This window comes from Kitasatospora sp. NPDC059599 (assembly GCF_042735125.1).
In the GTDB taxonomy this organism is placed as follows: domain Bacteria; phylum Actinomycetota; class Actinomycetes; order Streptomycetales; family Streptomycetaceae; genus Kitasatospora.
Window position 1 is genome coordinate 1 of record NZ_JBHWCL010000146.1, and the last position, 25282, is coordinate 25282.

Sequence of the window (25282 nt, forward strand, 5' to 3'; positions counted from 1 at the left end):
CCACCATCCACCCCCCCACCCGCCTCCCGGCGGGTGCCCGCCCCCGCCCTCACGGCGTGCCGCCCGCCAGGCGGCACGCGGCGCTGGTGGGGCAGGACGAATGACCTGCCGGAAGCGAGAGGACCCCGTCCTACCGAAGACTCGGGCAGAGTCCTGTGCCCGAACGCCACAACCGGCGACATGCACCCACCTTGACCGCCCGCAGACGTAGACGGTGAAGCGGATGTCGTCGCCGCGCAGTTACAGGCGCGTCGCTCCGTGTTCCAGGTAGACGGTCTCTGACTTCGCCCTGGCGACGCAGGCCGCGTGGACGCGGCGGGCGAGGCGCGGGATGAGGAGTGCGTCGAACTGGTCGGTGGTGTGGAAGGCATACTCGCCGATCTCCACCTGGTCGACGGTGATGTTGTCGAGCTCGCCAGTCGGGAGGACGCCGCCGTCGAAGACGAAGAGGAGCTTGTCGCCCTCGGTGGCATGGGGTGCCCAGTCGGCGACAAGCAGGCGGCCGATCGGCGGAGTGATACCGAGTTCCTCCTTGACCTCCCGGGCCGCGCCCTCGCTCGGGGTCTCCCCGGTGTGCAGGTAGCCGCCGGGGATCTCCCAGCCCGGCTTGTAGGTCGGCTTCACGAGGAGGACGCGGTCGTCCTCGTCGAAGAAGAGCACCCCCGCGGCGGAGCGGGGCTGGGCCACAACCTCGTGGGACTGGGAGTCGCTCATGGCGACGACTGTAGCCGCCCAGCCGCGTCACGCGACGATCTGGAGCCGCTGCGCGACGCCTGCCAGCAAGTAGCTGGACTTCCCGTGCTGTTGGCGGACCCAGTCGGCCAACAGGTGTCGGGGGATGAAGTGGTAGCGGACCTGCTCGGGCCGGTTCCTCGGCGTCCAGTACGAGCGCGAGAGCTTCGTCCATGCAGTTCTGCGCGCTGTAGGCGCGGGCGATTTTCGAGTGCGTGCCGCACTCGGCCCGCCGCCCCAGGCTCAGTGGATCGGGCGGATCATCGCGGTCAGCCGGGGCGAGTCCGGAGAGGGCTGTTGCGCGTTGAACGCCTGGTAGCCCCAGGTCTCGTAGAGCCGCTGGACCTTGCCGTCCCCTGCGAGCGGGTTGACCAGAAGGGTGACACGCTCCTCGGGCCGGCGGCGCAGCAGGCCGTCGTGGATCCGGCGGGCGGCACCCGTGCCCCGCCACGGGATCCGGACGCCGATCTCCTTGATGGCCAGAGCCGGGGCCTCTGTGTAGCCGTCCGGAAGGGGCTCGGTCATGCGCGTCCAATATCGGTCGCCCGCCTCGATCGTGTTGCCGTAGGCGTACCCGACCGGTACCTCGCCGTCATAGCCGACGACGAGCTCGAAGCCGGGCTCGGTGGCATGCCGATCGAAGCGTTCGACGAACACGTCGACGCGGTAGTTCGGCAGGTGCAGCAGAGGGGCCCGCACATCGGTGTACACGTCCAGCAGGTCCTGCCGGGCCTCGGGGGGCAGGATGGTGTGGTGGCGGAGTTCGACGGTCACGCGGTGGTCCTCCAGGTGTTGTGGGCGTACGCCGTCCAAGTACGGTCCGAGCCGCTGCCGCCGGCCAGCTGGTGCAGCGAGGTGCCGAAGGCGGCCAGCATCCGGGTGACGCGGGGGTGCTCGGAGTCCTCGGCCGGGACGGACATCGCGGTGGCGACCGCGGGCTCCAGATCGCCTGCCCTAGCTGGGCCCGGGCGAGCCGGACGGTGGTGATCGCGCGGGACCGCTGCATGGTGTCACGCCGCTGGGCGATGCTGCGGTGTGCGTGTGCTTCTGCGTCCTCCCAGTTCGCGGCCGCGAGGTGGGCGGCAAGGGCGAGGGAGTCCAGTTCGGACTGATCGTAGAAGGCGGTGATCCACACTGGTCGGGAGACACCGAGGTCGGCGCGGTTGAGAGCGTCCTGTGCGTGCCCAATGGACCGGCGGACCGCATTGGAGTCCCCGGTCAGGCCGTGGATCGCCGCATGGCGGGCGTGTCCGAGGGAGGCGAACAGCGGGTCGCGTCGGGCGATCGGCAGGCTGCGGGCGACCTCATTGGCGGCGAGCGCGTCGCCTGTCTGCCCGAGGTGCCGGTACAGGCTCCCCGCGTGGGACCAGATTCGGAACTGGATACCGGAGTCGCCGGACATCGCCGCGAGGGTGGCAGCCTTCTGGTGGTGTTTGAGGGCGGCGCCGAAGCGACGGCCATCGATCGCGGCCCACATCGCCGAGGACATGAACGATGCCGCGCACGCGTACAGCTGGGCCCGGACCCGCTGGGTCGCGGTGCCGTTCTTCTGCAGGTTGAGGGCTTCCTCGGCGAGCGCGGTCGCCTTGGTCTCGATGCTGAGCCGACCGCCATGGCGGTGGTCGCTGGCGATGACCTCGGCGAAGCGGGTCTGCAGTCTCCGCACGTCACCGATCCCGATCCGGCCGCTCGATGCCACGGCAGGGGGACTCGTGAGCACGGTCACGGCCGCACCTCCGGCCGCCGCTATGAAGTCGCGTCGCCTCACGTCGTCCTCCGGTGTGGTGCGAGCCCGCCCGGTCGGGACGAAGCCCAGGTCTTCGGGCGTACATGCGAACACTGCCCTGAGTGCGAGGCGGATCTTCACCGGCGGCCACCGGGTCGCACCGGTCAGCCAGTTGTGCACCGTGCGCTCTGACACGGAGCCGGGTTTCCCCGTGAGGGTCCTGATCTCGGTGTTCACTTCGTGCGCCAACTCGGCCTTCGTCATCCGGCGTTCGGCCATCCGGAGGCGGAGCGGAACGTTAGCCACCATGCGATCAACGTAGTCGTGTTGTCACGTGCCGTGCAGGGGGTCGAGTAATGAGACGGTCAAGTTTTCCGGTCGGGCTGGGACCACGGTGCTGTCAACTTTGCCTCACCATCTGGCACGTGACGGTCGTTCACTGTTTGCACGCCGCTCGGCCCCGGGCGGTTCCAGCGCGGGATCCCGTCCCGTGAACGGCCCTGCGCCGGCCCAGTCTCCGCCCTTGGAGGGGCAGCATGATGCATTCCCCGGCCCGATATCGGCGCCGCATCGCCCGTCGTCCGAGGACGGTCGTTCTCCAGGCGGACCCTTTCTGCAACCTGGACTGCACCTACTGCTACCTGCCCGACCGCAAGCGGCGGGCCCCGATGCCGGTCGCGATCGCCGAGGCGGTGGCCCGTTCCGTCGCCGAGTTCGCCGTTGCCGCATCGCCGGAGCCGGTCGAGGTGGTCTGGCACGCCGGCGAGCCGCTGGCCGTCGGCCGCACGCGGCTCGCGGAGCTGCTGGCCCCGTTCGAGCCGTTGCGGCAGGCCGGGTTGGTCGAGCACTCGGTGCAGACCAACGCCGCACTGATCACCCCGGCCTGGTGCGACTTCCTCGCCGCGTACGGCTTCCGTGTCGGGGTCAGCATCGACGGCCCGGCCACCCTCAACCGCCGGCGCGTGGACTGGGCCGGCCACCAGGCCTTCGACCGGATCATGAAGGGCGTCGGGCAGCTGCGCGAACACGGCATCCGCTTCTCGGTGATCTCCGTCGTCAGCGCGGAGAGCGTCGGAGACCCGGAGACCCTGCTCGACTTCATGGCCGACCTCGGCTGTCACACCGTGGGCCTGAATATGGAGGAGAGGGAGGGCGTCAACACCGATCGCGCAGTGCCCACCGCCGAACAGGCCCGCGAGTTCTGGCACCGCACCATCGCCTGGTCCCGCCGCCACCCCGGCCTGACGATCCGCGAGGTCGACCGACTCGGCGCCTACCTGCGAGCCGTCCGCGACGGCCGCCGGGACGACTGGGACCGCACGCTGATCGACCCGATCCCGACCATCGCCTCCAACGGCGACGTCGTCCTGCTCTCCCCCGAACTCGCCGGGATCACCGACCCGGCCTACGAGAACTTCCGGGCCGGGAACGTCCTGGAGCAGACCATCGGCTCCATGCTGGACCGCGCACACCAGCTCACGTACGTGCGCGAGTTCCTGACCGGCCTGGACGAGTGCGAGGCCACCTGCCAGTTCTTCGGCTTCTGCCGCGGAGCCCAGGCCGGCAATCGCTACTTCGAGAACGGCCGCCTGGACACCACCGAGACGAACTACTGCCGCGTGTCCCGGCAGGCCCTGGTCACCGCCTTGTCCGATACCGTCCGAGAGGAGCAAGCCGCATGACCCTGCTCGAACTCCTGGCCGCCAGCGACACCGCCGTGGTCGCCGACCTCACCGGTGCCGCCGTGGCCGGCCCCACCGCCGACCCGTTCGACAACCGGCCCACCTGGGACAACGCCGGATCGTCGTTCGACAACCGGCCGACCTGGGACAACTGGCCGAACAAGAGCTAGCCGCACCAGCCGAACAGCGCCGGGTCCGCACCGAGCGGTGCGGACCCGGCACCACCCGAGATCGGAGCCCCGTGGACAGCATCACTCTCGGCCGCGTCACCGTGACCCTGCCCCGCCTGAACGAACCCGGCCTCTACCTGTCCAACGTCACCACCCTCGAGTCCGCCCGTGGCCTGGTCCAGGACTTCCAGTACGGCGACGCGGACCTCCGGGACTTGGACCTCGCCGAGACGCGCCTGATCACCGGCCGCGTCGCCGGCCTGCGGGCCGACCGCTTCCGGCTCGACCAGGTCCGCCTCGACTCCGTCGAGTTCGACACCTGCGACCTGGCCACCGCCCGCATCACCGACAGCAAGCTCTCCCGCGTCGTCTTCCGCAACTGCAAGGTCATGGGCGCCGCCGTCACCGGCACGACCTTGGACAACGTCCTGTTCGACAACTGCAAGCTCGACTACTCGACCTTCGAGCAGGTCCGCGCCACCGGCCCGGTCGCCTTCACCAAGTGCGTGCTCGTCGAGGCGTCATTCACCGGCTGCGACCTGAGCAACGCGGTCCTGGACGCCTGCACCCTGCGGCTGACCGAGTTCGGCCGGGGCAAGTACCAGGGCCTCGTCCTGCGAGGCAACGACCTCACCACGCTGCGCGGCGTCGCCAACCTCGCCAAGGTCCTCATCGACCGCACCCAGCAGGCCGAACTCGCCGAAGCCCTGATCGCCGAACTCGACGTGACCTTCGCAGACACCCTCGACGACCGGTGAACCACGCCCGGGAGGAACCCGCGTGACTCTCGCGATCGCCCACACCGACCCCGCCGCCCTCATCGCCAGGTGCGACACCACCGGCGTCCGCATCGCCCACGGCGACCTCGACTACGAGGACGGGGCCGTCCTCCCGGTCGGCCCCTGGCAATCCCTCACCACCTCGGAGGCCGCCAGCCTCCGCCCCACCGGGCTCACCGCCGACAGCACCCTAGTGGAACTGGCGAAGCTCCCGGACGGCCCGGCCCCGGCCGGCCTCGCGTCCCTCGCCGACCCGCTCGGCGACCCGGATGCCTTCCACGTCGGCCGCACCACCAGCCCTGCCAAAGCCCTCACCACCACCCCGAACTACCAGGACGGCCGCCGCATCGGCCTGCACATCGACAACTGGGACAAGCTGAACTACCGCTCCAAGCACACCGGCCGCCGACGCCTGTGCTTCAACCTCGGCCCCGGCACCCGCTACCTCCTGCTCGGCAGCCTCGACATCCGCGCCATCTGCCGCTGTCTCCACACCGACCCCAATGACCGCTATCCGCACACCGACGACCTGCGGGCCTACGCCGCCCTCGGGCTGCCCCTGCGTGTCTTCCGGCTGCGGCTCGATCCCGGCGAGGGCTACATCGCCCCCACCGAACTGCTGCCTCACGACGGCTCCACCGAGGGCCAACCCGAACCGTCCACCGCCGCGTTCTGGCTCGGCCATTGGCCACGAGGCGTCCTGGCCTCGCCGATCTGACACCGCCCAGTGCGAGCTGTTCCGCTGCCCGTGATGGCGCCAGCGTCGCCTCCAACTCCCGTTCACGTAGGAGAACTTCCATGGCTGTTGCGCCGCCGCAGAACTCCCGTCCGGTCATGTCTCGGCACCCGGCCGGCCTGACCTTCGACCAGGAGCTGTGCGGGCTCGTGCTCGACACCGCACCCCGTCTGTTCGCCGTCGTCCAGGTGTGTGGCGAGGGACTCCCGGACGTCGACGGGTGGGTCGTGGCCTGGGGGTTCGTCGACCACGGCGGGCCGGCGCACGTGATCAGCATCGACGGGCAGGTGCGAATGACCCTCGCATCCCCCGATCCGGCCCTGCGCCATTTCGCCGGGCGTCCGGGGATCACCGCACGGCTGGTCTGGCTCGCACAGCCGAGTGCAGCCGCAATGGACCAGGCCGAAGCCGCCTGACCGCCCGTCCCGCCGAACAAGAAGCAGGCCACCATGCAGCACCGAGTCCGAGCCGTCCTCCTCACCCCGAACGACACCACGCTGCTGATCAAGCGCATCCGCCCCGGCATCGACCCGTACTGGGTGATCGTCGGCGGCAAGATCGAACCGACCGACGCCAGCCCCGAGGACGCCCTGCGGCGCGAGGTCCGCGAGGAAATCGCGGGCGAGGCCGAGATCGTCAGTCTCCTCCACACCATCGAGACGGACGACGAGCGCCAGGACTTCTACCTCGCCACCGTCGACAAGTGGAGCTTCGAGGATCGCACTGGGCCCGAGTTCAGCCAGGAAGGCCGGGGCGAGTACTTCCTGGAGGAGATCCCCCTCACCACCGAAGCCCTCGACGCGATCAACCTCCTGCCCCGGAAATCGCCGCGGTCCTCCGCAAGGCCGTCGACCGCGGGCACCTTCTCGCCGCCAGGTAGCCGCAATCCGGCAGCTGCGTCAGCGCGCTGATCACGCACTGAATGTCGTGAACGTCTCACGCTGCGTCAAGTGTCGTGGTACGTTCCGTAATCCAATCAAAAACAGGCGACCCCGGCAGCGCGCCAACGCTCCGGGGTCCGGCACCAGGAGCACCAACTCCAGATGCGGATCCATCGTAGCGCTCACGTGCGCAACTTCACCGTGCTACCCAACGCCGTCCTCCAGTACCGGCGGCTGAGCTACACCGCCCGAGGCCTGCTCGCGGACCTCCTCTCCCGCCCCGACGGCTGGCGCGAAGACGGACGACACATGGCCGACAGCAGCCCCCAGGGACGCGGCGCGATCCGCAAGGCGTTGAAGGAGCTCACTGAGGCCGGCTTCTACCGGGTCGAGAAGATCCGCATGCCCGACGGCACGATCATCACCGAATCCCACGTCTACGACACCCCACACGCCACGGCGCCGCCGGGTACCACCCGTCCGGCGCCCGGTGAAGCGGCAACCGGCCCTGCTGGCAGCCCTGTTGTAAAGAACCGGCACCAAGAACCCTCCCTCCCCACAAGCCCGGCAGGCGAAAGCGACCAGGGAGGAGAGGAGGAAGCACCCGAGATCCGTGAGGCAGCGGCCACGCTGTTCCGGGTGATCCGCCCCGAGCCCCGACTGCGCCTGGGCGAGGCCGAAGTCCGGGAGCTGGCACCGATGGTGGCGCAGTGGCTGGCACGCGGCTGCACCGCAGCCGACCTCGCCCACGCCCTGCTGCCGGGCCTGCCCACCCCGGTGCACTCGGCGGCCGCTGTGCTCCGCTACCGCCTGGAACACAAGATGCCACCCGCCCGGCCTGCCGCACGGCCGCCGGCCCGGTACGCCGAGTGCGCCAAGTGTCACGACCCCGTGCCCCGGCCGGGCATCTGCCGCCCGTGTGCCGGCCTGGCAGCCCGAACCCTCACATTCGGCAAGGGGGCGGAGGTGGCAGCCGCAGGTGCTGCCCGAGTCCGAACCGCCCTGCGCTCCGCGATGGCTGGTAGCCGGCCTGCACACATCGCCGCTTGAGGCGCGCTGTCCCACCGGTCCGAAGGGGCTCCGGCAGGTACATCACCCTGCTCCATCAGCGCCGCGTGCCACCTGGCCGGGCAGCGCGCGGCGAGGGCCGGGGTGGGCGCCCGCCGGCAGGCGGGTGGGGGGTGGACGGTGGGGAACGGCGGTGAACCCGCGCAACAAAGGAGATCACGCGCGGGTGTTCACCCCGGAAACGCCGCTGCCGCGCGACCCCCGAGGGTTCGCGCGGCAGCGGAACAACGATCGACCAGCTACCTCAGACGTTGAAGCCGAGCGCGCGGAGCTGATCGCGGCCGTCGTCGGTGATCTTGTCGGGGCCCCACGGCGGCATCCAGACCCAGTTGATGCGCAGGTCCTTCACCAGCCCGTCGGTGGCGGTCTTGGCCTGGTCCTCGATGACGTCGGTCAGCGGGCAGGCCGCCGAGGTGAGCGTCATGTCGATGGTGGCCACGTCGGACTCGTCGATGTGGACGCCGTAGATCAGGCCCAGGTTGACGACGTCGATGCCCAGTTCGGGGTCGACGACGTCCATCAGGGCCTCGGTCAGGTCCTCGACCGAAACGGTGCCGGCCGTGGTGCCGACGATGATGCCGGCCTGCTCCTCCGCAGCGGAGGTGGTCTCGTCACTCATGGTCTGTCCTCCTCTGCGGGATCAGTCGTTCACGGCGGGGTGCTGGGCGAGCGCCTGGGCGGTGGCGTCCTTCCAGGCCATCCAGCTGAGCAGGGCGCACTTGACCCGGGCCGGGTACTTGGAGACGCCGGCGAACGCGACCGCGTCCTCCAGCACCTCCTCGTCGCCCTCGCCCTGGCCCTTGCTCTGCATCAGCTCCAGGAAGGCCTCCTGGACCGCCTGCGCCTCGCCCACGGACTTGCCGACCACCAGGTCGTTGAGCACCGAGGCGCTCGCCTGGCTGATCGAACAGCCCTGGGACTCGTACGAGACGTCGGCCACCGTCGAGCCGTCGAGCTTCACCCGCAGGGTGATCTCGTCGCCGCACGTCGGGTTGACGTGGTGCACCTCGGCGTCGCCGTCCCGCAACCCCTTGCCGTGGGGGTTTCGGTAGTGGTCCAGGATGATGTCCTGGTACATCGAGTCGAGCTTCATGGTCGTCCTGCCCCGTCCCGTCAGCCGAAGAAGTTCCGGACGTGGTGCAGGCCGTCGATCAGCGCGTCGACCTCGCCCGGCGTCGAGTACAGGTAGAACGACGCCCGCGTGGTCGCCGGAATTCCGTACCGGAGGCAGACCGGCCGCGCGCAGTGGTGGCCGACGCGCACGGCGATGCCCTGCTCGTCCAGCACCTGGCCCACGTCGTGCGGGTGGATGTCGCCGAGGGTGAAGGAGATCGCGGCACCGCGGTCCACGGCCGTGCGCGGGCCGATGATCCGCAGGTCCGGGACCTCCAGCAGCCGCTCGACGGCGTACTCGGTGATCGCGTGCTCGTGGGCGGCGATCTTCTCCATCCCGATGCCGGACAGGTAGTCGATGGCCGCGCCGAGCCCGACCGCCTGGGCGATCGGCGGGGTGCCGGCCTCGAACTTGTGCGGCGCCGGGGCGTAGGTGGACGAGCCCATGGTGACGGTCTCGATCATCTCGCCGCCGCCGAGGAACGGCGGGAGGTCCTCCAGCAGCTCCTGGCGGCCCCAGAGCACGCCGATGCCGGTCGGGGCCAGCATCTTGTGGCCGGTGAAGGCGACGAAGTCGGCCTCCAGCGCCTGCACGTCCAGCACCATGTGCGGCGCGGCCTGCGAGGCGTCGATGACGACCAGCGCGCCGACCGACTGGGCCTTGCGGACGATCGTCTCGACCGGGTTGACCGTGCCGAGCAGGTTGGAGACCAGGGTGAAGGAGACCACCTTGGTCTTCTCGGTGATCAGCTCGTCGATGTTCGACAGGTCGAGCCGGCCCTCGTCGGTCAGCCCGAACCACTTCAGCTTCGCGCCGCTGCGCTGCGACAGCAGCTGCCACGGGACGATGTTGGAGTGGTGCTCCATCTCCGTGATGACGATCTCGGAGTCGGCGTCGACCTTGTACGGCTCGTCGGCCCAGGCCAGCATGTTGGCGACGAGGTTGAGCGACTCCGAGGCGTTCTTGGTGAAGATCACCTCGTTGCGGCTCGGCGCGTTGACGAACGCCGCGACCTTGTCCCTGGCGCCCTCGTACAGCGCGGTGGCCTCCTCGGCGAGCACGTGCACGCCGCGGTGGACGTTGGCGTTGTGCCGCTCGTAGTAGGCGTTCAGCGCTTCCAGCACCTGGCGCGGCTTCTGCGACGTCGCCGCGTTGTCCAGGTAGACCAAGGGCTTCTCGTCGTGCAGCAGCCGCTGCAGGACCGGGAAGTCCTTGCGGATCGCGTCGGTGTCGAGCAGTCCGGTGAACGGATGGGTCACGCGGATGCGCCCCCCTTCACGTACGCCTCGTAGCCCTCGTTCTCCAGCTTGTCGGCCAGCTCGGCACCGCCGGACTCGACGATGCGGCCGCCCGCGAAGACGTGGACGTAGTCGGGCTTGATGTACCGCAGGATGCGGGTGTAGTGGGTCACCAGCAGGGTGCCGACCTCGCCGGTCGAGCGGACCCGGTTGATGCCCTCGGAGACGATCCGCAGCGCGTCGACGTCCAGGCCGGAGTCGGTCTCGTCGAGGATCGCGATCTTCGGCTTGAGCAGTTCGAGCTGGAGGATCTCGTGGCGCTTCTTCTCGCCGCCGGAGAAGCCCTCGTTGACGTTGCGCTCGGCGAAGGCCGGGTCCATCTGGAGAGCGGCCATCGCCTCCTTGACCTCCTTCACCCACAGCCGCAGCTTCGGGGCCTCGCCGCGGACGGCGGTGGCGGCGGTGCGCAGGAAGTTGCTGACCGAGACACCGGGGACCTCGACCGGGTACTGCATGGCCAGGAAGACGCCGGCCTTGGCGCGCTCGTCGACGGACATCTCCAGGACGTCCTCGCCGTCCAGCAGCACCGAGCCGCCGGTGACGGTGTACTTGGGGTGGCCGGCGAGCGAGTAGGCCAGGGTGGACTTGCCGGAGCCGTTCGGACCCATGATGGCGTGGGTCTCGCCCTGCTTCACGGTCAGGTCGACGCCCTTCAGGATCTCGCGCGGGCCGTTCTCGGCCTCGACGGAGACGTGCAGGTCGCGGATTTCAAGGGTTGCCATGTGTACTCAGGACTCCTGGTTGACGGAGACGAGCACATCGTCCCCTTCGATCTTTACGGGGTAGACAGCGACCGGCTTGGTGGCGGGCAGGCCGGAGGGCTTGCCGGTGCGCAGGTCGAAGCTGGAGCCGTGCAGCCAGCACTCGATCATGCAGTCCTCGACCTCGCCCTCGGAGAGCGAGACGTTCGCGTGCGAGCAGGTGTCGTTGATCGCGAACACCCCCTCGTCGGTGCGGACGACGGAGACCGGCACGCCGTTGAGGTCCACGCGCTTGGGCACCTCCTCCTGGAGGTCGCTCAGCGCGCAGGCACGGAGGAAGCTCATCGCGTTCAGACCGCCGCTTCCAGCTCGGCGTCGATCTTCTCCATGAGCTGCTCCTGGACCTCGGCCACGCCGATCTGCTGGAGCAGCTCGGCGAAGAAGCCGCGCACCACCAGGCGGCGGGCCTCGTCCGCCGGGATGCCGCGGGCCTGCAGGTAGAACAGCTGCTCGTCGTCGAAGCGGCCGGTCGCCGAGGCGTGGCCGGCGCCGACGATCTCGCCGGTCTCGATCTCCAGGTTCGGGATCGAGTCGACCCGGGCGCCGTCGGTGAGCACCAGGTTGCGGTTGAGTTCGTAGGTGTCGGTGCCGAGCGCGGCGGCTCGGATCAGCACGTCGCCGACCCAGACCGCGTGCGCGTCCTGGCCCTGCAGCGCGCCCTTGTACGCCACGTTCGACCGGCAGTGCGGCGTGTCGTGGTCGATCACCAGGCGGTGCTCCAGGTGCTGGCCGGCGTCGGCGAAGTACAGGCCGAACAGCTCGGCCTCGCCGCCGGGGCCCGCGTAGTTGACCCGCGGGTGCAGGCGGACCAGGTCGCCGCCGAAGGTCACGACCACGGACTTGTACGTGGCGTCCCGGCCGACCAGCGCGTTGTGCTGGGCGACGTGGACGGCGTCGCGCTCCCAGTCCTGGACGGAGACGAAGGTGAGCTTGGCGCCGTCGCCGACGAGCAGCTCGACGTTGGCGGCGCGGGTGCCGGTGCCGACGTGGTTGAGCACCACGACGGCCTCGGCGAACGGCTTGACGTCGATCACGACGTGGGCGAAGCGGACGCCGCCCTCGCCGCGCACGTCGATCCTGACCGGCTCGGTCAGCACCGCGTCCTTGGGAACGGTGACCACCAGGGCCTGCTCGAAGGCGCTGAACGCCTGCGCGGCCACCCGGTCCACCGGCGTGCCGGCCTTGCCCAGGCGGGCGTCGTCGCGGCCGACGGTCTCGGCGGTGACGCCGTCCGGCAGGGTGAACTCGACCTTGTCCTCACCGCGCGGGGCGGCAGCGGCGGTCCCGTCGTGCAGCCCGCCGAGGCGGTGCAGCGGGGTGAACCGCCAGTCCTCCTCGCGGCCGTGCGGCACCGGGAAGTCGTTCACGTCGAAGGACGGCTTGACCGCGACGCGCGCGTCGATCGGCTGCTGGACCGTGGCCCGGCCGGTGCCGGGGCCGGCGAGCTGCGCGCCCGCGCCGGCGGTGCCGACCTCGATCGACCCGGCGGTGGTGGAGCCGGTGGTGTTCTGCTCAGCCATGGCTGTTCGTTGTGCTCTCTTCCTCGGAAATCAGTGGACGGCGGCTGCGGTCGGGGGTCAGCCGACCGCGCCCTCCATCTGCAGCTCGATCAGCCGGTTGAGCTCCAGCGCGTACTCCATCGGCAGCTCGCGCGCGATCGGCTCGACGAAGCCGCGGACGATCATCGCCATGGCCTCGGTCTCGGTCAGACCGCGGCTCATCAGGTAGAACAGCTGGTCCTCGCTGACCTTGGAGACGGTCGCCTCGTGGCCCATGGACACGTCGTCCTCGCGGACGTCCACGTACGGGTAGGTGTCCGAGCGGGAGACCGTGTCGACCAGCAGGGCGTCGCACAGCACGTTGGACTTGGCGCCGTGCGCGCCCTCGCCGATCTCGATCAGACCGCGGTAGGAGGTCCGGCCGCCGCCGCGCGCCACCGACTTGGAGACGATGTGCGAGGAGGTGTTCGGCGCCATGTGCACCATCTTGGCGCCGGCGTCCTGGTGCTGGCCCTCGCCCGCGAAGGCGATCGACAGGGTCTCGCCCTTGGCGTGCTCGCCCATCAGGTAGACGGCCGGGTACTTCATGGTGACCTTGGAGCCGATGTTGCCGTCGATCCACTCCATGGTCGCGCCCTCGTACGCCACGGCGCGCTTGGTGACCAGGTTGTAGACGTTGTTCGACCAGTTCTGGATGGTCGTGTAGCGGCAGCGGCCGCCCTTCTTGACGATGATCTCGACGACCGCGGAGTGCAGCGAGTCGGAGGAGTAGATCGGCGCGGTGCAGCCCTCGACGTAGTGGACGTAGGCGTCCTCGTCGACGATGATCAGCGTCCGCTCGAACTGGCCCATGTTCTCGGTGTTGATCCGGAAGTAGGCCTGCAGCGGGATGTCGACCTGCACGCCCTTCGGCACGTAGATGAACGAGCCGCCGGACCACACCGCGGTGTTCAGCGCGGCGAACTTGTTGTCACCGGCCGGGATGACGGTGCCGAAGTACTCCTTGAACAGCTCCGGGTGCTCGCGCAGCGCGGTGTCGGTGTCCAGGAAGATGACGCCCTGCTCCTCCAGGTCCTCGCGGATCTGGTGGTAGACGACCTCGGACTCGTACTGGGCGGCGACACCGGCGACCAGGCGCTGCTTCTCCGCCTCCGGGATGCCCAGCTTGTCGTAGGTGGCCTTGATGTCCGCCGGCAGGTCCTCCCAGGACTCGGCCTGCTTCTCGGTGGAGCGGACGAAGTACTTGATGTTGTCGAAGTCGATGCCGGTGAGGTCGGAGCCCCAGGTCGGCATGGGCTTCTTGCCGAACAGCTTCAGGCCCTTGAGCCGCAGGTTCAGCATCCACTCGGACTCGGACTTCTTCGCGGAGATGTCGCGCACGACCTCCTCGCTGAGCCCGCGCTTGGCCACGGAGCCGGCGGCGTCCGGGTCGGCCCAGCCGTACTCGTAGTTGCCCAGGCCCTCGAGCTCCGGGTGCGAAACGGTGTCAGTCATGCGAGTTTCCTAACGCGCGGACGCAGAATCTTCGGTGGACGTACCGGCAGTCGGCGCTGCATCGGAGTCGCGGCCCGCGGAACGCCGGGCGGACGACGATGCGGCACCGGGTGCCGGCACATAGGTGGTGCAGACCCCGTCGCCGTGGGCGATGGTGGCCAGCCGTTGCACATGGGTGCCCAGGAGCTGGGAGAAGACCTCGGTCTCCGCCTCGCAGAGCTGCGGGAACTGCTCGGCGATGTGCGCGACCGGGCAGTGGTGCTGGCAGAGCTGGGCGCCCGCCGGGGCCTTGGCCGCGGCCGACGGGACACGCCGCACCGTGGCAGCGTACCCGTCGGCGCTGAGCGCCTGGGCGAGTGCCTCGGTGCGTTCCCCCGCCCCGGCCAGGCGCAGTGCCTCCAGGTACTTCTCGCCCTGCTTGCCGAAACGGGCCCGGGCGAAGGCGGCGACCGCCTCCTCGCCCGCCTTTCCGCCGCCCACCGAGTCCGAGATCCAGCGCAGCGCGTCGGCGGCGAGCTGGTCGTAGGCCTGGTAGAAGGCGTCCCGGCCGCCGTCGGTGAGGGCGAAGACCTTGGCCGGACGGCCCCGGCCGCGGCTGCCGTAGACCCGCTGCTCGCGGGACTCGACCAGGCCCGCGGCGGCCAGTCCGTCGAGGTGGCGGCGGACGGCCGCGGCGGTGAGGCCGAGCCGGTTCGCCAGGTCGGCGGCGGAGGACGGGCCGTGGTCCAGGATCGACCGGGCGACCCGGTCCCGGGTGGCGCGGTGGCCGTCCAGCAGCACCTCGGCCGCCGTCACGGGCACGTCGCAGTGGGAGACCGACTCGGCCTCCTGCTGCTGGGCGTGCTCGCGCATGTTTTTCACAACACCAGTGTTGCGTAATTACTTCCGTCGGGACAACCCGTGATCCAGGCCTCACCGGTGTCATCGATCACGCAGGTAAGCCTTACCTGGCCTGGGGGAACGATCATCGAGGCCGTCGGCACCACCCCACCCTGGGGGCGATCCGTGAGCCGCCTCTTACACTCGCCGGTATGCACTCCGAACCCGCGGTCCAGATCGCCGGGCTGGTCAAGCGCTACGGTGACAAGGCCGCGGTCGACGGCCTCGACCTCACCATCGCGGCCGGCGCGATCACCGCCGTCCTCGGCCCCAACGGCGCCGGCAAGACCACCACCATCGAGACCTGCGAGGGCTACCGCCGCCCCGACGCCGGCACCGTCCGCGTCCTCGGCCTCGACCCGGTCACCCAGGGCGCCGCGCTGCGGCCCCGGATCGGCGTCATGCTGCAGTCCGGCGGCGTGTACGCGGGCGCCCGCGCCGTCGAGATGCTGCGGCACACCGCCAAGCTGCACGCCCACCCGCTGGACGTGGACGCCCTGGTCGAGCGCCTCGGCCTCGGTTCCTGCGGCCGGACCACCTACCGGCGGCTGTCCGGCGGCCAGCAGCAGCGGCTCGCCCTGGCGATGGCCGTGGTCGGCCGCCCCGAGCTGGTCTTCCTGGACGAGCCCACCGCCGGCCTCGACCCGCAGGCCCGCCGGGCCACCTGGGAGCTGGTCCGCGACCTGCGCCGGGACGGCGTCACCGTGGTCGTCACCACCCACCACATGGACGAGGCCGAGCAGCTCGCCGACCGCGTCGCCGTCGTGGACCGCGGCCGGGTGATCGCCGACGGCACCACCGAGGAACTGTGCCGCGGCGGCGCCGAGAACGCCCTGCGCTTCGACGGCCCGCCCGGTCTCGACCTCGGCCCGCTGCTGAAGGAGCTGCCCGAGGGCGCCACCGCCGTCGAGACCGCCCCCGGCAACTACCGCGTCGAGGCGCCGGTGGACCCGCAGCTGCTGGCCACCGTCACCGGCTGGTGCGCGGCCTCGGGGGTCCTGCCCGAACGGCTGTCCGTCCAGCGCCGCAGCCTCGAAGACGTCTTCCTCGACCTGACCGGACGGGAGCTCCGCTCATGAGCGCACCGAGCGAGGCGGCCGCGGGCGCCGTCGCCACCGACCACTCCCCCCGGCCCGGCGCCGCCCCGGTCGGCCGGATGCTGCTCGCGCAGACCGCGTTCGAGACCCGGATGCTGTGGCGCAACGGTGAGCAGCTGCTGCTCACCGTGGTCATCCCGACCGTGCTGCTGGTGCTGTTCTCCGCCGTGGACGTCGTCGCGGTCGAGGGCCCCGGCAAGCGGGTCGACTTCCTCGCCCCCGGCCTGCTCGCCCTGGCCGTGATGTCCACCGCCTTCACCGGGCAGGCCATCGCCACCGGCTTCGAGCGCCGCTACGGCGTGCTGAAGCGGCTCGGCGCCAGTCCGCTCCCGCGCTGGACGCTGCTGACCGCCAAGACCGGCTGCGTCCTGGTGACGGAGGCACTGCAGGTCGCGCTGCTGTCGGTGATCGCGCTGGCGCTCGGCTGGTCCCCGCACGGGCTCGCGACACCGCAGGGGGCCCTGGCCGTCGTCGCGCTGCTGGTCCTCGGCACCGCCGCGTTCTCCGGGCTCGGCCTGCTGATGGCCGGCACCCTGAAGGCCGAGGCCACGCTGGCCGCCGCCAACCTGGTGTTCATCCTGCTGCTGCTCGCGGGCGGGGTGGTCGTGCCGCTCGCCAAGTTCCCCGACGCGGTGCGGTCGGTGCTGGAAGTGCTGCCGATCTCGGCGCTCTCGGACGGCCTGCGGTCGGTGCTGCAGACCGGCGCCGGGGTGCCCTGGGCGGACCTCGGGATCCTGGCCGGCTGGTCCGTACTCGGCCTGGCCGCGGCCGCCCGCTTCTTCCGCTGGGAGTGAGCGGCTCCGCGCCCCGCGACGCCCGACGCCGCGAAGCCCGGCACCGCTACGGACGCCGCCGCGACGCCCGACGCCGCACGCACGGCACCCGGGCCGCATGACGCACGACGCCCCCCGGCCTCATCCGGCCGGGGGGCGTCGCGGCTTCACGGCCGTCGGGAGCGTCAGCCCTCGCTGCTGCCACGGCGCTTGCGGGCGAGCAGAACGAGCGTGCCACCGACCAGCAGCACGCCGCCGCCGGCCGCGGCGATGATCGGGGTGGCGTCGTTGCTACCGGTCTGGGCGAGCACCGGCCCGCTGGTGGTCGGCGCCGGGACGGGGGTGTCGCTCGGGGTCGGCGTGGCCGGCGGGGTCACGGGCGGCGTCGCGGTGGGCGTCGGCGTGGGGGTCGGCGTCTTCGTCGGCGTCACGGTGGGTGTCGGCGTCGGCGTCGGCGTCTTCGTCGGCGTCGGCGTGGGGGTGGGGGTCTTGGTGGGGGTGGGGGTCGGGGTCGGAGTCGGCGTGTGGCACGGCTCGATGGTCTTGGTCTCGTTGATGTTCCAGCCCTTCTCGTTCGGGTTCTCCGAGGTGGAAACCACCAGAGTCGCCTTGATCGGGGCCGTGTGGTCCTTCACCGGGAAGGTGCCGTGGAACTCGGCGGGGAAGGCCTTGGCGTCCAGGACCTTGTCGCCGTCGATGGTGAGGCTGACGGTGTTCTTCACGTCAGACTTGGGGCTGTAGTTGATCAGATCGATCACGATCTTGTCGCAGGTCACCGACCAACTCGGCACGTGCGCCGAGGCGTTGGTGGCCAGCGCCAGGGGCAGGAGAAAACCGGCCGCCGCTGTGCCGGCAAGTGCCGCCGCGCCGATCCCGATGTGCCGCTGCTGTCGCGCCATTACGCTGTTCCCCTCAGAACGGTCTTGTGCAGCAGGCGTGTTGACTGGTTCGCGGTGGCCCGCTACGACTGTCCGGGGGACTCTACCGGCACCCCCGCATCCCGCCACACCCCGCCGCACGACCGGATTTCGTCTGTCCGTCCGGTCCTTGATGTGCATGACCAGCCCATCACGGCCGCCACCTCGCAGAACGCGAGTTCGGCGAACTTGAATGAACTTCGTCACCTTCAAGACAGAACGGCGCCCCCGGTGATCTGGTTCAATCACCGCGGGCGCCGCTTCGGTCACTCGGCGAACATCCGGGCGTTTCAGGCTTATCAGACCTTCTTGGTCGCCTTGCGCCGGGCCGCCACCACGATCGCGCCACCCGCGGCGATCACCACGGCGCCGCCGATCGCCAGCGGCAGCACCGGGCCCGAGCCGGTGTGCGCCAGGTTGCCACCGCCGTCCGCCGTTGCGGACGGACCGGGCGAACCGGGCGAACCGGGGGCCACCGGAGCGGTGGCCGAGCCGGAGACCGACGGGCCGGCCGACGCGCTCGCGCCGGGCTTGCCGGTGCTCGGCGCGGACGGGCTCGCCGACGGGCTCGCCGATCCGCCCGGGGAGGCCGAACCGCTCGGCGTCACCGACGGGGATCCGCTCGGCACCACCGGCGGCGCGGTCGGCGAGCCGGTCGGCGTCGGGACGCCGGTGCCCGGAAGACAGCCGGTGAAGGGGTAGTGGTGCGTCTCCGCGCCACCCTTGCCGGTGAGCGACGCGGCGATCACCGAGCCGTTGACCGGGCCGCCGCTGCCGAGGTCGAAGGCGGCGTTCGGCGCGAGCACGGTGCCCGCCCAGGCGGCCTGGCTGTTCTTGACCACCGTGGTCGCGGCCGGGAAGTTCCAGAGCAGCTTGGCCCGGATCGCCCCGCCCGCCGCGCTCTGCAGCTTGTCGTCCAGGACGAACGCCGACGTGCCCGCGTCCCACAGGTGGAAGCCGGTGGTCCCGGCCGCCGCCATGTCGTACGAGCCGCCGGTCACGTTGACCACCGTCACCGAGCCGGTCGGCACCTTGAGGTAGATGTCCTTGGCGCCCTGCAGCTTCGCCGCGTCGACGGTGAAGCCGTTGTACTTCGCGTCCCCGCCGGTGAACGTCAGCTTGGCGCCCTCGGCCCGGACGGTGGCACCGGCGGTCTGCGGCACGGCGGCCAGCGCGGTGGAGGCGGCCCTCAGCTTGGCGAACTCGGCCTTGAAGTCGATCGGCGAGGCGCCCTGGGCGACCGCGCCCCGGTGGGCCTGGACGACCGCGCCGTCGACCTTGGATCCGTAGACGCCGTTGCCCTTCATGACCTGGGTGTTGCGGCCGGTGATGCGACCGGCCACGACCAGTGCGTTCCTGCCGGGCAGCGCGTCGACCTCGGCGGCGGTGAGCTCCTGGCCGACCGAGAAGCCGCCGGTGAAGTCGGCGTTGCCGCCGACCGCGACCGCGCCCTCGGCGTCCGGGGTGTGGGTGTCGTCGCCCTCGATGAACTCGCCGTAGAGGTTGGCGACCCCGAGGCCGCGGCACTCCTGGTCGGCGCCGACGGCCTGGGCGGCCGGCGCGACGAGGCCGGCCAGTGCGAGCGAGCCGCCGACCGCGAGCGCGGCGGCGGAAATGGATATGCGCATGTGCGGGTCTCCGCTTGGGTGCGGGAGGAAAGGGGGGATTGGCCCGGAAAAGGTCTGGACCATTTGCGCACTCTTGCGGCCGGACGGCAATTGGTCAAGACCATTGATCATGGCCGAGCGGAATGCCCCTTTTGTCCGCACGCCCTCATCCGCGCGTCCCCGACCACCGGCTCCGCGGCCACCACCGCCCGCGCCACCGCGCCCCGCCCCAAGATCGCCTGTAAGGCCGCCTACGATTGACCCCGTGCGTACCCCCTTCTCCCTGCTCGCCGAGCGCTGGCAGCCCTCCGCCGCGATGGTCCGGCGCGCCGCGTTCGCCGCGCTGGTGATGAGCGTGGTGATCGTCGTCACCGGCGGCGCCGTCCGGCTCACCGCCTCCGGCCTCGGCTGTACGACCTGGCCCCGCTGCACCGACGAGAGCCTGACGCCCACCGCCGAGATGGGCTTCCACGGCGTCATCGAGTTCACCAACCGGATGCTCACCTACGTGCTGAGCGCCGCGGTCGGGTGGGCGATCCTGGCCGCCCGCTGCCGCCCCCAGCCTTCGGCGGGGGGAGCCTCCGGCCCCTGGCGGCGCAGCCTGACCAAGCTCGGCTGGGCGCAGTTCTGGCTGGTGATGAGCAACGCGGTGCTCGGCGGCATCACCGTGCTGACCGGCCTCAACCCGTACACCGTCGCGCTGCACATGATCGCCGCCATGGGCCTGGTCTGGGTCGCCCTGCTGATGTGGGAGCGCTCGAAGGAGGGCGACGGCCCGGCCGTGCTCTCGGTGGCCCGGCCCATCCACCAGCTGTCGTACGTCCTGGTGACGGTCATCGGTCTGCTGGTCGCGGCCGGCACCCTGGTCACCGGCGCCGGCCACCACCCGGGTACGCCCAAGGACAACAAGATCGTCCCCCGCATCCCGATCGACTACGACCGCCTCGCCCAGTTCCACGCCGACCTCGCCTTCGTCTCGGTCGGCCTGGCCATCGCGGTGATCTTCGTCTTCGCCGCCGTGAAGGCCCCCCGGCCCGCCAAGGCCCGCGCCAGGGAACTGCTCGCCGTCCTGGTGCTCCAGGGCGTACTCGGCTTCATCCAGTACTTCACCGACGCCCCGGAGCTGATGGTCGGCCTGCACATGCTCCTCGCCGCGCTGACCTGGATCGCCGCCCTCCGCATCCCGCTCGCCCTGCGCACCCGCGGGGACCTGCCCGTCACCGGACAGCTGCCCGCCCGGGAACCGCAGACCGCGACCGCCTGAGGCGCCCGGAACGACGGAGGCCCGGCTCCCCCCGCACGGAGGGGAGCCGGGCCTTCGCGGTGTCCGGGGGGCGTCAGCCGCCGAGCTGGATGCCGGCCATCCGCTTCCACTCGTACGGACCGGTCTTGACCTTGAGGCCCAGCTCGCCCTCGAAGTCGTCGTGCAGGGTCAGCCCGGCCAGCTCCGCGGCCCGGCGGCCCACGGCGTAGCTGGGGGCCACCTGGTCGCCCCAGGCGCCGTCCGCGCCGACCACGACGATCCGGGTGGCCATGGCGCCGACGTACTCGACGACCGCGTCGGCGCTGCCGCCGTGCTGCTTGGCGAAGCTGGTCAGGTTCTTGGCGATGCGCTTGGCGCGGCGCTCGGTGCGGGCGTCCGGCGCGGCGGCGGCGGTCTCTGCGCTGCTCATGCGCCCGCCTCGCTTCGCTCGGCAGGGGCGTTCACCCGTGCGCACCTCTCGATGATTCGCTCACTTCGCTCGCTCATGCCCGCATGCTACCCAGCGGTAGTGCGACTGGCGACGGGAGCACCCTGTGCACCGGGACACATACTGGAGGCGTGACGTTCAAAGGCTGGCCGGACGAGGCGCTCGACTTCTACGAGCACCTGGAGGCCGACAACTCGAAGACCTTCTGGCAGGCCCACAAGGGGCAGTACGACGACGCCGTGCGCGCCCCCATGGAGCACCTGCTCGCCGACCTGGAGCCGGAGTTCGGGCCGGGGAAGATCTTCCGCCCGAACCGCGACGTCCGCTTCAGCGCCGACAAGTCCCCCTACAAGACGCACATCGGCGCGCACCTGGAGAGCGGCGGCTACGTGCAGCTCTCCGCCGACGGCCTGGCCTGCGGCAACGGCATGTACCAGCTCGCCCCGGACCAGCTGGAGCGCTACCGCGCCGCCGTCGCCGAGGACGTCACCGGCGCCGAGCTGGAGCGGGTGATCGCCCGGGTGGAGCAGGACGGCCCGCAGGTGCTCGGCCGGGACTCCCTCAAGACGGCCCCGCGCGGCTACCCCAAGGACCACCCCAGGATCGAGCTGCTGCGGCACAAGGGCCTGGTGGCCTGGCAGGAGTGGGAGCCGGCGACGTGGCTGGGCACCCGCGCCGCCCACACCCGGATCACCGGTTTCCTGCGCGCCTCCCGCCCGCTGCGGGACTGGCTGGACGGCCACGTCGGCCCCTCCGAGCTCCCCGCCCGCTGAAGCCCGCCGGGCCCGCCCCGGAAACGCGAGAGCCCCGGTCCACCGGACCGGGGCTCTCGCGCACGTACCTCTTACTTCACGAACGGGTCGACCGCGCAGACCACCATCAGCAGCGACAGGTAGGTGATCGACCAGTGGAACAGCCGCATCTCCTTGAGCTTGGCGCCCACGATCCCGGCCTTGGCCCGCGCGTACAGCGCGTGCGCCTCGCGCAGCCAGGCCCCGCCCAGCAGCACCGCGGCGACGGGGTACAGCCAGCTCATGTGCCCGAGCGGCCACACCGCCAGCGAGACGGCGACCATCACCCAGGAGTAGATGACGACCTGCTTGCCGACCGCCACGTTGCCCTTGACGACCGGCAGCATCGGCACGCCGGCCCGCAGGTAGTCGTCGCGCACCTTCATCGACAGCACCCAGGTGTGCGGCGGCGTCCAGAAGAACACCACCAGGAACAGCATCACGGCCGCCCAGGACACCGAGTTCGTGACGGAGGACCAGCCGACCAACACCGGCATGCAGCCGGCGATGCCGCCCCAGACGATGTTCTGCGAGGTGCGCCGCTTGAGCCCCAGCGTGTAGACGAACACGTAGAACAGCAGCGCGCCCAGCGCCAGCCCGGCGGAGAGCCAGTTGACGCCGAAGCCCAGCAGCAGCGTCGACACGACCGCGAGCACGACGCCGAACACCAGCGCCTCGCGCGGCGACACCATCCCGGTGACGATCGGACGCCGCTCGGTGCGGGTCATCATCGCGTCGATGTCGCGGTCGATGTACATGTTGAGGGCGTTGGCGCCGCCCGCCGAGAGGTAGCCGCCGACCACGACCTTCAGCACCAGCAGCATGTTCGGCACGCCCTGCTGGGCCAGGAACATCACCGGCACGGTGCTCATCAGCAGCAGCTCGATGATCCGGGGCTTGGTCAGTGCGACGAACGCGCCGACACGGGCCCCGATCGGCCGGTGCGCAGGCGTCGCCCCGGTGACCCCGGCGGGACGGGTTTCGACGGCGGTCACTAACACCCCAACTGAAGATGAATCCTCGCAGGCGTCCCCAGGAACGAAGGGTCCCGAAATCGTCCGCTCTGCGCGTACCACGACACCATAGACGTTCCATATATCCCATCCGGCTCCGGGGTCCCCCGGCGAGGCCGAACCGCACACCCCCGGGTGAACCGACTGGGTGAAGCCACGAACCGTCCCCGGCGGTCCCCGCTAGCCCGTCCCGACCACCCCGGCGGCGGAGCGGCACGAAACAGGAGAGCCTGGGGCAAAACCAGTCAGACCGGCCTAGTGGGAATCACCATGCGGAAATCCCGGTTGTCTCAGCACGGAGGGTGAGCCCCGGCCCGGACGGTAGGCTCGCACGCAGAAGCGGGATCTACCCTCCGTGACCGGCACCACCCAGCGTCGGGACCACAGCGCCGTGGCCGACCCGGTCCCCATTCACGGGGTCACTCTTCAATGGAAGGAGCCCTGAGACAGGGTGAGCACTGCGCCGACGAACGCATTCGAGTGGACCGATCTGGACGAGCGCACGGTTGACACCGCGCGAGTCCTCGCGATGGACGCTGTCCAGAAGGTCGGCAACGGACACCCCGGGACGGCCATGTCGCTGGCCCCGGCCGCGTACCTGATCTTCCAGCGGTTCCTGCGCCACGACCCGACGGACCCGGCCTGGGCCGGCCGTGACCGCTTCGTCCTCTCCCCCGGGCACACCAGCCTGACCCTCTACACCCAGCTGTACCTGTCGGGCTACGGCCTGGAGCTGGACGACCTCAAGGCCTTCCGCGTCGCCGGCAGCCGCACCCCCGGCCACCCCGAGCACGGCCACACGGCCGGCGTGGAGACCACCACCGGTCCGCTCGGCCAGGGCATCGCCAACGCGGTCGGCATGGCGATGGCCGCCCGCTACGAGCGCGGCCTCTTCGACCCCGAGGCCCCGGCCGGCGAGTCCCCCTTCGACCACACGATCTGGGCCATCGTCTCCGACGGCGACCTGGAGGAGGGCATCTCCGCCGAGGCGTCCTCGCTGGCTGGCCACCAGCAGTTGGGCAACCTGGTCGCGCTCTACGACGACAACCACATCTCGATCGAGGGCGACACCGAGACGGCCTTCTCCGAGGACGTCCTCAAGCGCTACGAGGCGTACGGCTGGCACGTCCAGCGGGTCACCCCGAAGTCCAACGGCGACATCGACGTGGCCGCCCTCGCCGACGCGCTGGCCGCGGCCAAGGCCGAGACCTCCCGCCCGTCGATGATCGCGATGCGCACCATCATCGCCTGGCCGGCCCCGGACGCCCAGAACACCGCCAAGGCCCACGGCTCCGCGCTCGGCGGCGCCGAGATCGCCGCCACCAAGAAGGTCCTGGGCTTCGACCCGGAGAAGACCTTCGAGGTCAGCGACCAGGTCATCCAGCACGCCCGCCTGGTCATCAAGCGCGGCAAGGCCGACCGCGACCAGTGGCAGCAGACCTTCGAGGCCTGGCGCGCCGCCCACCCGCAGCGCGCCGCCGACTTCGACCGGATCACGGCCGGCGAGCTGCCCGAGGGCTGGAAGAAGGCCGTCCCCTCCTTCCCAGCCGGCAAGGACGTCGCCACCCGCAAGGCCTCCGGCGACACCCTCAAGGCGATCGGCGCGGTCATCCCGGAGCTGTGGGGCGGCTCGGCCGACCTCGCCGAGTCCAACCTGACCACCATCGACGAGGACAGCTCCTTCCTCCCCGAGGGCAACCCGCTGAAGTCCGCGAGCCCGTACGGCCGCACGATCCACTTCGGCATCCGCGAGCACGCCATGGGCTCGACCATGAACGGCATCGCCCTGCACGGCAGGACCCGCGTGTACGGCGGCACCTTCCTGGTCTTCGCCGACTACATGCGCCCGGCCGTCCGCCTGGCCGCGCTGATGAAGCTGCCGGTCACCTACGTGTGGACGCACGACTCGATCGGCCTGGGCGAGGACGGCCCGACCCACCAGCCGGTCGAGCACCTGGCCTCGCTGCGCGCCATCCCGGGCCTGGCCATGGTCCGCCCGGCCGACGCCAACGAGACCGCCGTCGCCTGGCGCACGATCGTCGAGCGCCACACCAGCCACCCCGGCCCGGTCGGCCTGGCTCTCACCCGCCAGGGCGTCCCGACCTTCGACCGCGAGGTCTTCGGCTCCGCCGAGGGCACCGCGAAGGGCGGTTACGTCCTGGCCGAGGCCTCCACCGGCGACCCGCAGGTGATCCTGCTCGGCACCGGCTCCGAGGTCCAGCTGGCCGTCAAGGCCCGCGAGGTCCTGGAGGCCGAGGGCATCGCGACCCGCGTGGTCTCGCTGCCGTCCTTCGAGTGGTTCCAGGAGCAGGACCAGGCCTACCGCGACAGCGTGCTGCCGCCGTCGGTCAAGGCCCGGGTGTCGGTCGAGGCCGGCATCGCCCAGGGCTGGCGCGAGCTGGTCGGCGACCACGGCCGGATCGTCTCGCTGGAGCACTTCGGCGCCTCCGCCGACTACAAGGTGCTCTTCGAGGAGTTCGGCATCACCGCCGAGCGCGTGGTGGCCGAGGCCCACAACGCCCTGCGCTCCCTCGAAGCCGTCAACCGCTAGCCGTCCGGGGCCGCGCACCCGCC

General features: G+C 70.8%; 27 protein-coding genes. 12 read left to right on the plus strand and 15 right to left on the minus strand.

Features of this window, described 5'->3' with window-relative positions:
* Positions 1 to 240: 240 nt before the first annotated feature.
* The 3 genes from ACFV04_RS35185 to ACFV04_RS35195 all read right to left on the minus strand — a co-directional run bounded on the left by ACFV04_RS35185 (position 241) and on the right by ACFV04_RS35195 (position 1652).
* Entirely contained in the window at positions 241 to 714 is a 474-nt protein-coding gene (locus tag ACFV04_RS35185; protein ID WP_380534977.1) for an NUDIX domain-containing protein, read from the minus strand.
* Positions 715 to 975: 261 nt separating this feature from the next.
* Positions 976 to 1506: a GNAT family N-acetyltransferase gene (locus ACFV04_RS35190; RefSeq protein ID WP_380339119.1), complete on the minus strand. Its 531-nt coding sequence runs from the start codon at positions 1504 to 1506 to the stop codon at positions 976 to 978.
* Positions 1503 to 1652: a hypothetical protein gene (locus ACFV04_RS35195; RefSeq protein WP_380534979.1), complete on the minus strand. Its 150-nt coding sequence runs from the start codon at positions 1650 to 1652 to the stop codon at positions 1503 to 1505. The genes ACFV04_RS35190 and ACFV04_RS35195 overlap by 4 nt, the downstream gene beginning before the upstream one ends.
* Before the next feature lie 1342 nt (positions 1653 to 2994).
* Between ACFV04_RS35195 and amcB the strand changes: the two genes are divergently transcribed.
* The 7 genes from amcB (at position 2995) to ACFV04_RS35230 (ending at position 7756) form a co-directional block, all read left to right on the plus strand.
* Positions 2995 to 4140: a cyclophane-forming radical SAM peptide maturase AmcB gene (gene amcB, locus ACFV04_RS35200; protein ID WP_380339113.1), complete on the plus strand. Its 1146-nt coding sequence runs from the start codon at positions 2995 to 2997 to the stop codon at positions 4138 to 4140.
* Positions 4137 to 4310 carry a multiple cyclophane-containing RiPP AmcA gene (gene amcA / locus ACFV04_RS35205; RefSeq protein ID WP_380534981.1) on the plus strand — a complete coding sequence of 58 codons (174 nt, stop codon included), beginning with the start codon at positions 4137 to 4139 and terminating at the stop codon, positions 4308 to 4310. The genes amcB and amcA overlap by 4 nt, the downstream gene beginning before the upstream one ends.
* 71 nt (positions 4311 to 4381) lie before the next feature.
* Positions 4382 to 5068 (plus strand): pentapeptide repeat-containing protein, encoded by a 687-nt coding sequence (locus ACFV04_RS35210; RefSeq protein ID WP_380339108.1) that lies wholly within the window; start codon positions 4382 to 4384, stop codon positions 5066 to 5068.
* A gap of 22 nt (positions 5069 to 5090) precedes the next feature.
* Positions 5091 to 5807: a hypothetical protein gene (locus ACFV04_RS35215; protein ID WP_380534983.1), complete on the plus strand. Its 717-nt coding sequence runs from the start codon at positions 5091 to 5093 to the stop codon at positions 5805 to 5807.
* 80 nt (positions 5808 to 5887) lie between these two features.
* Positions 5888 to 6241, plus strand: a complete 354-nt coding sequence (locus tag ACFV04_RS35220; protein WP_380534984.1) for a hypothetical protein — start codon at positions 5888 to 5890, stop codon at positions 6239 to 6241.
* 33 nt (positions 6242 to 6274) lie between these two features.
* Positions 6275 to 6736 carry an NUDIX domain-containing protein gene (locus ACFV04_RS35225; protein WP_380534986.1) on the plus strand — a complete coding sequence of 154 codons (462 nt, stop codon included), beginning with the start codon at positions 6275 to 6277 and terminating at the stop codon, positions 6734 to 6736.
* Positions 6737 to 6892: 156 nt separating this feature from the next.
* Positions 6893 to 7756: a hypothetical protein gene (locus ACFV04_RS35230; RefSeq protein WP_380339098.1), complete on the plus strand. Its 864-nt coding sequence runs from the start codon at positions 6893 to 6895 to the stop codon at positions 7754 to 7756.
* Between the two features lie 262 nt (positions 7757 to 8018).
* Here ACFV04_RS35230 and ACFV04_RS35235 read toward each other — a convergent pair whose 3' ends face one another.
* Genes ACFV04_RS35235 through ACFV04_RS35270 form a run of 8 tightly spaced genes read right to left on the minus strand, consistent with a single transcriptional unit; the run spans position 8019 to position 14792 of the window.
* The gene (locus ACFV04_RS35235) at positions 8019 to 8393 is read right to left on the minus strand and encodes a metal-sulfur cluster assembly factor (RefSeq protein WP_380339095.1); all 375 of its coding nucleotides are present in this window, start codon (positions 8391 to 8393) and stop codon (positions 8019 to 8021) included.
* 21 nt (positions 8394 to 8414) lie between these two features.
* Positions 8415 to 8867: a Fe-S cluster assembly sulfur transfer protein SufU gene (gene sufU, locus ACFV04_RS35240; RefSeq protein ID WP_360255850.1), complete on the minus strand. Its 453-nt coding sequence runs from the start codon at positions 8865 to 8867 to the stop codon at positions 8415 to 8417.
* 20 nt (positions 8868 to 8887) lie between these two features.
* On the minus strand, positions 8888 to 10147 hold the full coding sequence (locus ACFV04_RS35245) for a cysteine desulfurase (protein ID WP_360255852.1): 1260 nt from the start codon (positions 10145 to 10147) through the stop codon (positions 8888 to 8890).
* The gene (sufC, locus tag ACFV04_RS35250) at positions 10144 to 10908 is read right to left on the minus strand and encodes a Fe-S cluster assembly ATPase SufC (protein ID WP_063349527.1); all 765 of its coding nucleotides are present in this window, start codon (positions 10906 to 10908) and stop codon (positions 10144 to 10146) included. Before sufC ends, ACFV04_RS35245 begins: the two co-directional genes overlap by 4 nt.
* A gap of 6 nt (positions 10909 to 10914) precedes the next feature.
* Positions 10915 to 11232, minus strand: a complete 318-nt coding sequence (locus ACFV04_RS35255; protein ID WP_360255855.1) for a bifunctional 3-phenylpropionate/cinnamic acid dioxygenase ferredoxin subunit — start codon at positions 11230 to 11232, stop codon at positions 10915 to 10917.
* 5 nt (positions 11233 to 11237) lie between these two features.
* Positions 11238 to 12467, minus strand: coding sequence for a Fe-S cluster assembly protein SufD (gene sufD, locus ACFV04_RS35260; protein WP_380339091.1), 1230 nt, complete (start codon positions 12465 to 12467; stop codon positions 11238 to 11240).
* Between the two features lie 57 nt (positions 12468 to 12524).
* Complete coding sequence (gene sufB, locus ACFV04_RS35265; protein WP_360255860.1) at positions 12525 to 13940, minus strand: Fe-S cluster assembly protein SufB; 1416 nt, start codon at positions 13938 to 13940, stop codon at positions 12525 to 12527.
* 9 nt (positions 13941 to 13949) lie between these two features.
* Positions 13950 to 14792 (minus strand): helix-turn-helix transcriptional regulator, encoded by an 843-nt coding sequence (locus ACFV04_RS35270; RefSeq protein WP_380339147.1) that lies wholly within the window; start codon positions 14790 to 14792, stop codon positions 13950 to 13952.
* A 179-nt stretch (positions 14793 to 14971) separates the two neighbouring features.
* On the opposite strand from ACFV04_RS35270, the gene ACFV04_RS35275 reads away from it, so the two are divergent.
* The gene (locus ACFV04_RS35275; protein ID WP_360255864.1) at positions 14972 to 15898 is read left to right on the plus strand and encodes an ABC transporter ATP-binding protein; all 927 of its coding nucleotides are present in this window, start codon (positions 14972 to 14974) and stop codon (positions 15896 to 15898) included.
* Positions 15895 to 16710 carry an ABC transporter permease gene (locus tag ACFV04_RS35280; protein ID WP_380339088.1) on the plus strand — a complete coding sequence of 272 codons (816 nt, stop codon included), beginning with the start codon at positions 15895 to 15897 and terminating at the stop codon, positions 16708 to 16710. Before ACFV04_RS35275 ends, ACFV04_RS35280 begins: the two co-directional genes overlap by 4 nt.
* Before the next feature lie 164 nt (positions 16711 to 16874).
* Here ACFV04_RS35280 and ACFV04_RS35285 read toward each other — a convergent pair whose 3' ends face one another.
* Both ACFV04_RS35285 and ACFV04_RS35290 read right to left on the minus strand, forming a co-directional pair.
* Positions 16875 to 17588, minus strand: coding sequence for an LAETG motif-containing sortase-dependent surface protein (locus ACFV04_RS35285; protein ID WP_380534990.1), 714 nt, complete (start codon positions 17586 to 17588; stop codon positions 16875 to 16877).
* 317 nt (positions 17589 to 17905) lie between these two features.
* Positions 17906 to 19234, minus strand: a complete 1329-nt coding sequence (locus ACFV04_RS35290) for a choice-of-anchor A family protein (RefSeq protein ID WP_380534992.1) — start codon at positions 19232 to 19234, stop codon at positions 17906 to 17908.
* A gap of 235 nt (positions 19235 to 19469) precedes the next feature.
* On the opposite strand from ACFV04_RS35290, the gene ACFV04_RS35295 reads away from it, so the two are divergent.
* Complete coding sequence (locus ACFV04_RS35295) at positions 19470 to 20477, plus strand: heme A synthase (RefSeq protein WP_380534997.1); 1008 nt, start codon at positions 19470 to 19472, stop codon at positions 20475 to 20477.
* 73 nt (positions 20478 to 20550) lie between these two features.
* On the opposite strand, the gene ACFV04_RS35300 is transcribed toward ACFV04_RS35295, so the two are convergent.
* Entirely contained in the window at positions 20551 to 20886 is a 336-nt protein-coding gene (locus tag ACFV04_RS35300; RefSeq protein WP_380534993.1) for a hypothetical protein, read from the minus strand.
* A gap of 149 nt (positions 20887 to 21035) precedes the next feature.
* On the opposite strand from ACFV04_RS35300, the gene ACFV04_RS35305 reads away from it, so the two are divergent.
* Positions 21036 to 21677 (plus strand): DUF2461 domain-containing protein, encoded by a 642-nt coding sequence (locus ACFV04_RS35305; protein ID WP_380339080.1) that lies wholly within the window; start codon positions 21036 to 21038, stop codon positions 21675 to 21677.
* Between the two features lie 71 nt (positions 21678 to 21748).
* Here the strand turns inward: ACFV04_RS35305 and ACFV04_RS35310 are convergent, their stop codons facing one another.
* The gene (locus tag ACFV04_RS35310; RefSeq protein WP_380339077.1) at positions 21749 to 22696 is read right to left on the minus strand and encodes a heme o synthase; all 948 of its coding nucleotides are present in this window, start codon (positions 22694 to 22696) and stop codon (positions 21749 to 21751) included.
* A 463-nt stretch (positions 22697 to 23159) separates the two neighbouring features.
* Here ACFV04_RS35310 and tkt point away from each other — a divergent pair, with 463 nt between their 5' ends.
* Positions 23160 to 25259, plus strand: coding sequence for a transketolase (gene tkt, locus ACFV04_RS35315; RefSeq protein WP_380534995.1), 2100 nt, complete (start codon positions 23160 to 23162; stop codon positions 25257 to 25259).
* The last annotated feature ends 23 nt before the right edge of the window (positions 25260 to 25282 follow it).